At 30.2% G+C, this 12,948-nt stretch carries 12 protein-coding genes and 2 riboswitches; of the genes, 11 read left to right on the forward strand and 1 reads right to left on the reverse strand.

The window, feature by feature from the left end; translation table 11 throughout:
* Nucleotides 1-35: 35 nt before the first annotated feature.
* Nucleotides 36-848 (reverse strand): sugar-phosphatase, encoded by an 813-nt coding sequence (yidA, locus tag JWF52_RS07960; protein WP_208333052.1) that lies wholly within the window; start codon nucleotides 846-848, stop codon nucleotides 36-38.
* A gap of 210 nt (nucleotides 849-1,058) precedes the next feature.
* Between yidA and JWF52_RS07965 the strand changes: the two genes are divergently transcribed.
* The 11 genes from JWF52_RS07965 (at nucleotide 1,059) to fsa (ending at nucleotide 12,937) form a co-directional block, all read left to right on the forward strand.
* Complete coding sequence (locus JWF52_RS07965; RefSeq protein WP_208333053.1) at nucleotides 1,059-2,753, forward strand: M3 family oligoendopeptidase; 1,695 nt, start codon at nucleotides 1,059-1,061, stop codon at nucleotides 2,751-2,753.
* A 146-nt stretch (nucleotides 2,754-2,899) separates the two neighbouring features.
* A riboswitch (glycine riboswitch) is annotated at nucleotides 2,900-3,006 on the forward strand.
* Between the two features lie 102 nt (nucleotides 3,007-3,108).
* Entirely contained in the window at nucleotides 3,109-3,480 is a 372-nt protein-coding gene (locus tag JWF52_RS07970) for a GrdX family protein (protein ID WP_208333054.1), read from the forward strand.
* A gap of 101 nt (nucleotides 3,481-3,581) precedes the next feature.
* Nucleotides 3,582-4,547, forward strand: a complete 966-nt coding sequence (gene trxB / locus JWF52_RS07975) for a thioredoxin-disulfide reductase (RefSeq protein ID WP_208333055.1) — start codon at nucleotides 3,582-3,584, stop codon at nucleotides 4,545-4,547.
* 102 nt (nucleotides 4,548-4,649) lie between these two features.
* Nucleotides 4,650-4,967 carry a thioredoxin TrxA gene (trxA, locus tag JWF52_RS07980; RefSeq protein WP_208333056.1) on the forward strand — a complete coding sequence of 106 codons (318 nt, stop codon included), beginning with the start codon at nucleotides 4,650-4,652 and terminating at the stop codon, nucleotides 4,965-4,967.
* 102 nt (nucleotides 4,968-5,069) lie between these two features.
* Complete coding sequence (locus tag JWF52_RS07985; RefSeq protein WP_208333057.1) at nucleotides 5,070-6,356, forward strand: glycine/sarcosine/betaine reductase component B subunit; 1,287 nt, start codon at nucleotides 5,070-5,072, stop codon at nucleotides 6,354-6,356.
* Between the two features lie 76 nt (nucleotides 6,357-6,432).
* Nucleotides 6,433-6,912, forward strand: coding sequence for a glycine/sarcosine/betaine reductase complex selenoprotein A (grdA, locus tag JWF52_RS07990; RefSeq protein ID WP_208333058.1), 480 nt, complete (start codon nucleotides 6,433-6,435; stop codon nucleotides 6,910-6,912).
* A gap of 21 nt (nucleotides 6,913-6,933) precedes the next feature.
* Nucleotides 6,934-8,283 (forward strand): glycine reductase complex selenoprotein B, encoded by a 1,350-nt coding sequence (gene grdB, locus JWF52_RS07995; RefSeq protein ID WP_208333059.1) that lies wholly within the window; start codon nucleotides 6,934-6,936, stop codon nucleotides 8,281-8,283.
* Between the two features lie 169 nt (nucleotides 8,284-8,452).
* A complete protein-coding gene (gene grdC, locus JWF52_RS08000; RefSeq protein WP_208333060.1) occupies nucleotides 8,453-9,985 on the forward strand; it encodes a glycine/sarcosine/betaine reductase complex component C subunit beta in 1,533 nt (510 codons plus the stop codon).
* Nucleotides 9,986-9,996: 11 nt separating this feature from the next.
* A complete protein-coding gene (gene grdD, locus JWF52_RS08005) occupies nucleotides 9,997-11,145 on the forward strand; it encodes a glycine/sarcosine/betaine reductase complex component C subunit alpha (RefSeq protein WP_208333061.1) in 1,149 nt (382 codons plus the stop codon).
* Nucleotides 11,146-11,205: 60 nt separating this feature from the next.
* Nucleotides 11,206-11,307: riboswitch (purine riboswitch) on the forward strand.
* A gap of 121 nt (nucleotides 11,308-11,428) precedes the next feature.
* Nucleotides 11,429-12,001, forward strand: a complete 573-nt coding sequence (locus tag JWF52_RS08010) for a xanthine phosphoribosyltransferase (protein WP_208333062.1) — start codon at nucleotides 11,429-11,431, stop codon at nucleotides 11,999-12,001.
* A gap of 285 nt (nucleotides 12,002-12,286) precedes the next feature.
* Nucleotides 12,287-12,937, forward strand: a complete 651-nt coding sequence (gene fsa, locus JWF52_RS08015) for a fructose-6-phosphate aldolase (protein WP_208333063.1) — start codon at nucleotides 12,287-12,289, stop codon at nucleotides 12,935-12,937.
* The last annotated feature ends 11 nt before the right edge of the window (nucleotides 12,938-12,948 follow it).

Genomic DNA, 12,948 nt, shown 5'->3' on the forward strand with positions numbered 1-12,948 from the left:
TTTTATTATAAATATAGATTATACTAAATAAAATTTTACTTATTTAATATAAATTTATTAATAACATTTGCAACACCATTATCATTATTAGTTGTAGTTATGTAATCTGATATATCTTTTATGCTATCACGAGCATTACCCATGGCAACACCAAGCCCGGCCATCTTTATCATATGCTGATCATTTTCTTCATCACCAACAGCAATTGTTTTTTCGATAGGTAAATTTATATTATTACATAAAGCTTTTAATGCAGTCCCTTTATTAGCTTTTTTATTTAAAAATTCTAAGAAGAAAGGAGCAGATCTAACAACTGTATATTTTTCACGAAGTTCGTTAGGAAGAACTTCTAAAATTTCTTCTAATCTTTCGGGATGATCGATAATCATTATTTTACAAAATGTTATACTGTCATCTATATCTTCTTCACTTTTATAAACGATTGGTATTTTATTTATTTCAGACTCATGAACTGTATATTCACTAGGTTCTTTATGTGGAGTTATTAGATTAGTTGGCGTATTTATATGAACTTTAGTATTAAGTTTTTTTACAACCCTATATATATCCTTAAAATCTTCATAACTCATTTCTATATTAGAAATAACCTTTTGGCTTTTTACTTCCTGAACTACTGCTCCGTTAAAGCATATAACGTAGTCACCTTCATCATTAAGATTCAATTCATTTAAAAGAGGCGTTACTCCAGGTAAGGGTCTACCTGTTGATAATACTACCTTTGCACCGTTTTCTTTTGCTTTTTGGATAGAATCAAATACATCAGAAGTGATTTTTTTTTCACTATTTAATAATGTTCCATCAATGTCTAGAGCTATTAATTTATACATATTTATCCTCCTAAAATATTTTATAATGCTGTTACTAGTAATGATTATATCAATACATAATAAATTTATAAACTAAAATAAAAAATTTACCTTGATTGATGACAAGTATCTTAAATGTTTATGTATTAAAAGTATTATATACAGTAAATGAGGTAATTATTGTATAATTTAATATATAAGTATAAGCAATATCAAAGAGGAGTGAATAAAATGAAATTTTCAGATTTTAAATATGAAAGACCTAAATATGAAAGCAATAAAAAAGAGTTCAATAATATAGTAAAAAAAATTAATGAATCTAATACATATAAAGAACAAAAAGAAAATATAGATAAGCTTAATAAATTAAGAAATAGTATAGAAACAATGTCTACAATAGCGTCAATAAGGCATAGCGTAAATACAGAAGATAAATTTTATGAAGAAGAAAGAGCTTATTGGGACGAATACTCTCCGCTTTATGAAGAATTAAATTCATTATTTTATCAATCAGTTATAAATTCTAAATTTAAAAAAGATATAGAAAATGATTTTGGTAGACAGTTCATATCTATAGCAGAATATTCTTTAAAAGGATTTTCAAGTGAGATAATAAATGACTTACAAGAAGAAAATAAATTATGCTCAGAATATACTAAACTATTAGCATCAGCTAAGATAATATTTGAAGGCAAAGAGAAAAATTTATCTGGATTAGGTAAGTATATGCTATCAAAAGATAGAGATATGAGAATTAAAGCGTCAAAAGCTTACTATGGATACTTTGAAGAAAATGAATATAAGTTTGATGAATTATTTGATAAATTGGTAAAAATAAGATCCAATATTGCTAAAAAGCTTAACTTTAATAGCTTTGTAGAATTGGGATATATAAGAATGATGAGAACTGACTATAATGCACAAATGGTAAAAAACTTTAGAAAGCAAGTTTCAGAATATATAGTTCCAGTTGCTAGTGATTTGTATAAAAGACAAGCCAATAGATTAAATATAGAAAAGTTAACATATGTTGATGAAAACTTTGAATTCTTAAGTGGAAATGCAACACCTAAAGGAAGTTCAGAATATATTATTGAAAATGGTAAAAAGATGTATTCTGAGTTATCTAATGAAACAAAAGAATTCTTTGATTTTATGTTAGAAAATGAGCTTATGGATTTAGTAACTAAGAAATCTAAGGCAGCAGGTGGATATTGTACATATATACCAGATTATAAAGCACCATTTATATTTTCAAACTTTAATCAAACTGCAGATGATATAGATGTATTAACACATGAAGCGGGACATGCATTCCAGCTATATATGTCAACTTGGATAGATATGCCTGAAATAAATTTCCCAACTTATGAAAGTTGTGAAATTCATTCTATGAGTATGGAGTTTATAACATGGCCATGGATGGAACTTTTCTTTAAAGAAGATACGAAAAAGTATAAATTTACTCATTTATCAGCCGCTATTAAATTTATACCATATGGAATAGTAGTAGATGAATTCCAGCACTATATTTATGAAAATCCAAATATGACTAAGGAAGAAAGAAAAAAAACTTGGAGACAGCTAGAAAATAAATATCTTCCTCATAAAGACTATGAAGGATGTAAGTTTTTAGAAAATGGTGGATGGTGGTTTAAACAAGGCCATATATTTAAAAATCCTTTTTATTATATAGACTACACATTAGCTCAAATTTGCTCTTTACAGTTCTGGAAGAAAATGAGTGAAGATAAAGATAAAGGATGGCAAGATTATATAGATATATGCAAGGTAGGTGGAACTAAATCATTCTTAGAAATTGTTGATATAGGAAATTTAAAATCTCCATTTGAAGATGGATGTGTAGAAAGTGTTATATTTAGTATTAAAAAATGGTTAGATGAAGTAGATGATAATAAGTTATAAAATAACTTTTTTCAATTAAAAACATAGATTAAAAAAACATACAAAATTTTAGAAAAAATATGTTGAAAATCAAATAGAAAGATTATATACTTAGCTTAGATAGTATAGATATTATTAATAAAGAAAATAGAAAATTAAATATCCGAATGAAGGACATGGGAGACAACTTTTAAAGTGACCGAAGGGACAAACTTAATTTACTAACCCAATAAAATTAAGTGAAATTCTCAGGTGAAAATACTATGTCTAGACGGACCTCTGAAGATTATATTAACAGAGAGAACAAATTGGGAATTTGTTTTCTCTGTTTTTTGTTGGAAAAATAAATACAGAATTTTGAAAGCGAGAGGGAGACATGGTAATAATAACTAATAACCCAATTGTTAAACAAGAGATTAGAGATAAAGAAATTTTACAAAAAGATGTTACCTACATAGAAATATTAAAAGAATGCAGAAACTTAATACATAAGGGATATGAACTTTTATCTCATCCGCTCTACGGAAGCGTAAAGCCTAATGAAACACCATTTCGAAGTATCATTATGAAAAAAGGAAAAAATCTAGATACAAATTCACTAATGTTAATAGAAGAAGCAATATTGACTTCAACTAAATTTCAAAACAATAAAAATACTCCAAATTGGACAGAAAGGGTTATAGATGATTTTAAGGTTATAGACTTTGATATCCTAAACAATACCTTACAAAGAATTCAATATATATAAGTCACATATTATATTGTTTTTGATAAACAGTATAGTAGGATATAAGATAAAAATATAGAGATATTGATAAGGTATTTTTTAATATAAAAGGGGGTAGTTAAATGGAAAATTTATATGATTTAATTATAATAGGTTCAGGACCAGCAGGTCTTTCTTCAGGACTGTATGGAGCTAGAGCAAAGCTTAAGACACTTATAATAGAAAAATCAAAAACAGGTGGACAAATAGTTACAACGCATGATGTAGCAAACTATCCAGGATCTATAGAAGATGCAAGTGGGCCAAAGTTAATAGCTAGAATGGTTGAACAATGCAAAAGCTTTGGGGCTGAAATGGTTAAAGACAATATAATTGAGGCTAATATAGATGGAAAAATAAAAGTAGTAAAGGGTGAAAAAGGAGAATACAAAGGAAAAGCCCTTATAATAGCAACTGGTGCGACTCCAAAAAAATTAGGAGCACCAGGTGAAAAAGAACTTACTGGAAAAGGTGTATCATATTGTGCAACATGTGATGGAGATTTCTTTACTGATTTAGAAGTATTTGCAGTTGGTGGAGGAAATAGTGCTGTAGAAGAAGGTATGTTTTTAACTAAGTTTGCAAGAAAAGTAACAATAGTTCATAGAGGAGATAAATTATCCTGTGCTAAATCTATACAAGAGAAAGCAAAAGATAATCCAAATATAGAATTTATGTTTAATACCACTGTAAAAGAATTACATGGTGATGGAATATTAGAAAAAGTAATATTTAAAAACACTGTAACAGGTGAAACAATGGAATATGAAGCAGATGAAGAAGATGGAACAATGGGCGTATTTGTATTTGTTGGTTTAGATCCTCAAACAAATTTATTTAAAGATAAAATTAATATGGATCAAAGAGGTTATATAATAACTGATGAAAATATGAAAACAGATGTAGAAGGTGTATTTGCAGCTGGAGACTGTAGAGTTAAAACTTTAAGACAAGTGGTAACTGCTACAAGTGATGGTGCAGTAGCTACAATAAATGCAGAAAAATATATAGAAAGTAAAGAGTGGAATTTAGAAGAATCCATGATGTAGTATAAATTTAAATACTATTTATTAGAAATTTAAACAAGTATTTAAATTTAATATATATTCAACTATAATAAAAATTTAAATTAATTTAAGGGGGAATTTAAAATGATAGCTTTAGATAAGAGTACTTTTGAAGAAGAAGTTTTAAAACATGAAGGAATAGTAGTTGTAGATTTCTGGAGTGAAGGATGCGAACCATGCAAAGCATTACTTCCAGAAGTTGAAGAATTATCTAATCAATATGCAGAGAATTTTAAATTCTGTAAGTTAGATACAACAAAAGCTAGAAGATTAGCTATAAAAGAAAAAGTATTGGGCCTTCCAACAATAGCTATATACAAAGATGGATCTAAAATAGATGAAGTTACAAAAGATGATGCAACAAAATCTAATATAGAAGAAATGATTAAAAAATATCTTTAAGAATTAGTTCTAATTAATGGTGCTATAAATTTGAGTAAATCTCAAATCTATATAAATAAAGTGTAGTCAGATTATTATAAGTAAAAATTGGGGGGTGCACGTATGCGTCTTGAGTTAGGGAAAATCTTTATAAAAGACATTCAGTTTGGTAACATTACTGAAGTTAAAGATGGAGTTTTATACGTTAATAAAGAAGAGATGCTTAAAGAAATTGGTGGAGATGAGCACATAAAATCTATTGATATAGATATAGTTCATCCAGGTGAAAGCGTTAGAATAACACCTGTAAAAGATGTTATAGAGCCAAGAGTTAAAGTTGATGGTAATGGTGGAATATTCCCAGGAATAATATCCAAAGTAGATACTGTGGGAGCTGGAACAACTCATGCGCTTTCAGGGTGCGCAGTTGTAACTACAGGTAAAATAGTAGGATTCCAGGAAGGTATAATAGATATGACAGGTCCTGGTGCTGATTACTGTCCATTCTCTAAATTACATAATGTTGTAGTTATAGCAGAACCAGTAGATGGACTAAAGCAACATGACCATGAAAAGGCTGTTAGAATGATAGGATTTAAAGCAGCAACATACTTAGGAGAAGCAGGAAGAAATGTAGAACCTGATGAAGTTAAGATTTATGAAACTAAGCCACTATTAGAATCTATAGCAGAATATCCAGAGCTTCCAAAAGTAGGATATGTATATATGCTTCAAACTCAAGGGCTACTTCATGACACATATGTATATGGTGTAGATGCAAAACAAATAGTACCAACACTACTTTATCCAACAGAGTTAATGGATGGAGCAATAGTTAGTGGAAATTGTGTTTCTGCATGTGATAAAAATCCTTCATATGTTCACATAAACAATTCTATAGTAGAAGATTTATATGAACAGCATGGTAAAGAAATAAACTTTGTAGGTGTAATTATAACTAATGAAAACGTATACCTTGCAGATAAAGAAAGATCTTCTAACTGGACTGCTAAGTTATGTAAGTACTTAGGATTAGATGCAGTTGTAATTTCACAAGAAGGATTTGGAAATCCAGATACTGATCTTATAATGAACTGTAAAAAGATAGAAATGGAAGATATAAAAACTGTTATAGTAACGGATGAATATGCAGGACGAGATGGAGCTTCTCAATCACTTGCAGATGCAGATGTTAGAGCGAATGCTGTTGTTACTGGAGGAAACGCTAACGAATTAATATTACTTCCTAAGATGGATAAAGTAATAGGTCATATAGAAGTTGTTGATGTTATAGCTGGTGGATTTGCTGGAAGTTTAAGAGAAGATGGAAGCATAGAAGCTGAAATACAAGTTATAACTGGTGCTACAAATGAAACTGGATTTGGAGTATTATCTACAACAACTTACTAAAATATGAATTAAAAAATAGATATAAAGATATTGAGAATATAAAATAGTAAAAGTTAAAAATAAAAGGGGGATAAATATGAGCATACTTGCGAATAAAAAGGTCCTTATAATAGGTGACCGTGACGGTATACCAGGGCCTGCTATAGAAGAATGTATAAAAACAGTAGAAGGAGCAGAAGTAATATTTTCTTCAACAGAATGTTTTGTCTGAACGGCTGCTGGGGCTATGGACTTAGAAAACCAAAAGAGAGTTAAAGAAGCTTGTGAAAAGCACGGAGCTGAAAACTTAGTGGTTTTATTAGGTGCATCTGAAGCCGAAGCTGCAGGTCTTGCAGCAGAAACAGTAACAGCAGGAGATCCAACATTTGCTGGCCCACTTGCTGGAGTTGAATTAGGTCTTAGAGTTTACCATGTTGTAGAAGATGAAATGAAATCAGAATTTGATGAAGCTGTATATGATGAACAAATAAGTATGATGGAAATGGTACTTGAGGTTGATGAAATAGTAGAAGAAATGTCTAGCATGAGAGAGCAATTCTGTAAGTTTAATGATTAATTAGCTCAAAGGGGTGAAAAGATGGAAAAACTAAGAGTAGTTCATTATATAAATCAATTCTTTGCAGGAATTGGTGGAGAAGAAAAGGCTGATACTAAGCCGCACATAGCAAAAACTTTACCTCCAATAAGTACACAACTAAACAAATTATTAGGGGATAATATGGAAGTAGTTGGTACGGTTGTATGTGGAGATACATACTTCAATGAAAACTTAGAAAGTGCAAGTAGTGAAGTATTAGAAATGATAAAAGGATTTGAACCACAACTTTTCATAGCAGGGCCTGCGTTTAATGCTGGTAGATATGGAGTTGCTGCAGGAACTATAACTAAGGTTGTTAAAGAAAACTTAAATATACCTTGCTTTACTGGAATGTACGTAGAAAATCCAGGAGTAGATATGTTCAAAAAAGATGTTTATATAATAGAAACATCAGATTCAGCAGCCGGAATGAGGAAAGCTCTACCTAAGATGGTTAAGTTTGCTAAAAAGTTAGCTAATGGAGAAAAAATAGGCTCTCCAACTGAAGAAGGATATATGGAAAGAGGATTAAGAGTTAATTTTTTCCATACTGAAAGAGGATCAAAAAGAGCGGTTGATATGTTACTTAAGAAAATAAAGGGAGAGGATTTTGTTACAGAGTATCCAATGCCAGTATTTGATAGAGTTCAACCTGCAAAAGCTATAAAAGGTTTATCAAATGCTAAAATAGCATTAGTTACTTCTGGAGGTATAGTACCAAAAGGTAATCCAGATAGAATAGAATCTTCTTCAGCGTCTAAGTATGGAGAATACTCATTAGAAGGATTTGAAAATTTAACAGAGGATTCGCATGAAACTGCACATGGTGGATATGATCCAGTATACGCTAATTTAGATGCAGACAGAGTTTTACCAGTTGATGTACTTAGAGATTTAGTAAAAGAAGGAGTAATAGGAGAATTACATGAAGTTTTCTATACAACAGTTGGTAATGGTACAGCTGTTGCAAGTGCAAAGGCTTATGCTAATGAAATAGGTAACAAGTTAAAAGCTGTTGGTATAGATGCTGTTATATTAACTTCTACGTGAGGTACTTGTACACGTTGCGGTGCAACGATGGTAAAAGAAATAGAAAGGGTTATGGAAGTACCTGTAGTTCATATGTGTACAGTAGTGCCTATATCTTTAACAGTTGGAGCAAATAGAATAGTTCCAACTATAGCAATACCTCATCCACTTGGAAATCCAAATCTTGATCCAAAAGAAGAAAAGGCATTGAGAAGAGGATTAGTAGAAAAAGCTTTAGTTGCTTTAACTACAGAAGTAGAAGATCAAACTGTATTTGAAAATCCAGATACATCAGTACTAAATTCTAAGGAAATGGCTTAGATAGTATAAATTAATTTATTAGTAATATATTAAAGCTGTCTTAAACTAAATTTTACTATGTAAAGTCAATTGTTTGAGGCAGCTTTTTATGAAATATAATAATCACCAGAACCTATTAATTATTTTGGTGTTGAATATGTATGTAAAAATTTAATGGGGGTGCTAATTTATGTCTTATCCAGTTTTAAAAGGTGCGAGCTATGTACTTATTCATACTCCAGATATGATAGTGCAAAATGGTAGTACATGTAATGTTGAAAGAGCTACAAATCCAGATTCAGAGTTTTTAAAAGAAATAACTAATCACATAAGAAGTTATGAAGATGTAGTTAAATATATGCCGAATCAAGTTTACATAGGCAACAACAGACCAGAGGAATTAAAAAATATATCTATGCCTTGGTGTAAAGAAAAAGTAGAAGGTAATAGAACAGGAAAATTAGGGGAAATAATGCCTCAAGACGAATTTATAGCGTTAATGCAAATATGTGATGCATTTGATCTAGTAAAGTTAAGTGAAGAATTTGTAAACGAAGTAAAACCTAAAGTTGAAAATAACTACCCAGAATTAGCACAATTTATAGCTAAATTAAAGGGAGATGATATAGAAGAGGGAAAAGAATTAGTAGATAATCATGTTGCTGAAGGATTATATCATGAAGGTGAATTTGTAGGATATGTAAAAAAAGCTCATGATGTAGATGTTAATTTAAATGCTCACACTATGTTTGAAAACTTAGTAGTTAAAGCATCAGGGGTAATATCAGCAATTCATTTATTAAGAAGTAGCAATATAAATCCATTAGATATAGATTATGTAATAGAATGTTCAGAAGAGGCTTGCGGAGATATAAATCAAAGGGGCGGAGGAAACTTTGCAAAATCTATAGCAGAAATAGCAGGGTATAATAATGCGACAGGGTCTGATACTAGAGGATTCTGTGCAGCCCCAACTCATGCTTTAATTCAAGCAGCTGCTCTTGTTAAATCAGGAGTATATAAAAATGTAGTAGTAGTTGCAGGTGGAGCTAGTGCAAAACTTGGAATGAATGCTAAAGATCACATCAAAAAAGGTCTTCCAGTATTAGAAGATGTAGTTGGTGGATTTGCAGTCCTTGTATCTGAAAATGATGGAGTAAATCCAATAATAAGAACTGATTTAATAGGAAAACATAATGTTGGAACAGGTTCATCACCTCAAGCTGTTATGACAGCGCTCATAACAAGTGGTCTTGATAAAGCGAATTTAAAAATAACTGATGTAGATGTATTTTCTGTTGAAATGCAAAATCCAGATATAACAAAACCAGCAGGAGCAGGAGATGTTCCAGAAGCTAATTATAAAATGATAGGCGCTCTAGCTGTTAAGCGTGGAGATATGGAAAAGAAAGCGTTAAAAGAATTTGTATCTAGTAAAGGGCTTCCAGGATGGGCTCCAACTCAAGGACATATACCATCAGGTGTTCCGTATATAGGATTCTGTATAGATGACTTAACTACAGGAGACAAAAATAGAGCAATGATAGTAGGTAAAGGAAGTTTATTCTTAGGAAGAATGACTAATTTATTTGATGGAGTATCATTTATAGTAGAAAGAAACAATGGAGTAACTGAAGAAACTAGTGGAGTATCTAAAGAAGAAATTAAAAAAATAATAGCAGAATCTCTAAGAAAATTAGCATTAGATATTATAGAAGAATAGGGGGTAGTACTATGGCTAAAAAGATAATAGGTGAAACTCTTCTAGAAATAGCTAATGCAATAGAAAGTGGAGAATTGGGGAAAAAAATAAAAATAGGATTAACTACACTTGGAAGTGAACACGGAGTAGACAATTTAGTAAATGGAGCACATTTAGCAAAGTCTAATTTATTTGATATAGTTTTAATTGGACCTAAGGTAGAAACAAATCTTGAAGTGATTGAAGTAACTTGTGAAAAAGAGATGCACACAAAAATGGAAGAGCTATTAGATAGCGGATATATAGATGCAGCTGTAACTATGCATTATAATTTTCCAATAGGTGTATCTACAGTCGGTAGAGTAATAACACCAGGTAAAGGAAAAGAAATGATATTAGCAACAACAACAGGAACTAGTGCAACAAATAGGATAGAAGCAATGATTAGAAATGCTATATATGGAGTCGCAACTGCTAAAAGTATAGGAATAAGAAATCCTAAAATTGGTATACTTAATGTTGATGGTGCTAGACAGGTTGAAAAAGGCTTAAAACAATTAAAAGATAATGGATATGATATAGAATTTGCAGATTCTATAAGATCTGATGGTGGATGTGTAATGAGAGGAAACGACTTACTAGCAGGTGCTCCAGATGTTATGGTTTGTGATACTTTAAGTGGTAATATATTTATGAAGGTATTTTCTTCATTTACAACAGGAGGAGACTATGAAGGCAGTGGTTATGGTTATGGACCAGGAGTAGGAGAAGAATATAATAGAAAAATACTTATATTATCAAGGGCATCAGGGATTCCAGTAGTTTCTAACGCACTTAAATATGCTTATGATGTAGTTAAAGGAAATGTAAGTGAGGTTTCAAAAAATGAGTTTATAAATGCTAAAGCTTCTAAGTTTGAGGAAGTAATAAGCGGTATTATTAAAAAAGAAGTAAAAATTAGTGAAGAGGTTAATATGCCAGAAAAACAAGTAGTTACAACTCAAATATCTGGTATAGATATAATGGATTTAGAAGATGCGGTTAAAGAATTATGGAAAAATGAGGTATATGCAGAAAGTGGAATGGGATGCACTGGGCCTATAGTTTTAGTAAATGAAGCTAAAGGTGAGGATGCAGTTCAGATTCTATTAAAAGCTGGATATACAGCAAAACAAAACTAAATAAGTAAAAATATAAAAGTATTAGTTGAAGAAACTAAACGTATAATATATAATTATAAGAAATAATTGAATGTATTTACCTGTATATTTTTGATGATATGGTTCAAATGTATCTACCAGGCTACCGTAAATTGCCTGACTACAGGAGTTTTTGATAATATAATTTAAGTATACAATACACTATAAATCTATACTTTTATGTTAAATAGTAAACTCCTGTCTGTTTTAGACAGGAGTTTTTTGTTCTTAATATATAAATAAACTACTTTTAGGGGGGAAAAATATGAAATCATTACAAGAAAAAATATTAACAGAAGGTCGCGTGTCAGGAAATGATATATTAAAAGTAGATAATTTTTTAAATCACCAATTAGACGTAGCTTTTTTAAATGAAATCGGAAAAGAATTTAAAGAAAGATTCAAAGAAGATAAAATAGATAAAATACTTACTATAGAAGCTTCAGGAATAGCAATAGCATCTATAGCATCTCAACATTTTGGAAATGTACCAGTTGTATTTGCAAAGAAAGTAGAGTCTAAAAACCTAGATAAAGATGTATATGAAACCAAGGTATATTCATTTACAAAAGGAAAAGAATACAGCGTAAAAGTATCTAAAAGATATTTAAATGAAGGTGAAAATATACTAGTTCTAGATGACTTTTTAGCGAATGGAAGAGCGGCACTTGGTCTTAAAGATTTAGTGGATCAATCTGGAGCAAATTTAGTAGGAGTTGGGATTGTAATAGAAAAAGGATTCCAAGATGGTAGAGAATTATTATTGGATAAAGGTGTTAAATTAGAATCATTAGCAATACTTGATTCAATAGAAAATGGAGTTATAAAATTTAGATAATTTAAACTTTATATAAAAAATCCTAGAAAATTAGAATTATAAAATCTAAACTTCTAGGATTTTTTTATCTAATAAACTAAGTGTGGAAAAGTTAGAAAAATAACAATTCAGTCAATCTGCGGTTTGTGAATTATATGGTTATATTTAATATTTACCATATAAACAAACTGTGATATCATATGTACTTAGCAACTAATAAAATATAAAATTTAATAAATATAATCTGGATTTATATTTATTAAATAGGAAATAATATATACATAAGAATTTTAGGAGGTACATATAATGAAATTTTTTATAGACACAGCTAACATAGAAGAAATAAAAGAAGCTAACGATTTAGGTGTTATATGTGGAGTTACAACAAATCCATCGTTAATAGCTAAAGAAGGAAGAGACTTTATACAAGTTGTAAAAGAAATAACTGATATAGTAGATGGACCAATTAGTGCAGAGGTAATAAGCTTAGATCATGAAGGAATGGTTAAAGAAGCTGATAAATTATCTAAAATACACAAAAACATAGTTATAAAAATACCTATGACAGCAGAAGGATTAAAGGCTGTAAAGATATTATCAAGCAAAGGGATAAAGACAAACGTAACTTTAATATTTTCAGCAGGACAAGCTCTTTTAGCTGCTAGAGCAGGAGCTAGTTATGTAAGTCCATTTGTAGGTAGATTAGATGATATAGGACAAAATGGATTAGATTTAATAGAAGAAGTAGTAGATATATTTGATGTAAATGGTATAGAAACAGAAGTAATAGTTGCAAGTGTAAGAAATCCAATACATGTACTACAAGCAGCTAGAATAGGAGCTGATATTGCTACAGTTCCTCTTAAAGTAATAAACCAAATGATAAAGCATCCTTTAACAGATAAAGGTATAGAAAGCTTTATGAGTGACTGGGAAGGTGCATCGTTAAAATTATAAAGATATAAAAA

This window comes from Clostridium sp. CCUG 7971 (assembly GCF_017590215.1).
Classification (GTDB): domain Bacteria; phylum Bacillota; class Clostridia; order Peptostreptococcales; family Peptostreptococcaceae; genus Faecalimicrobium.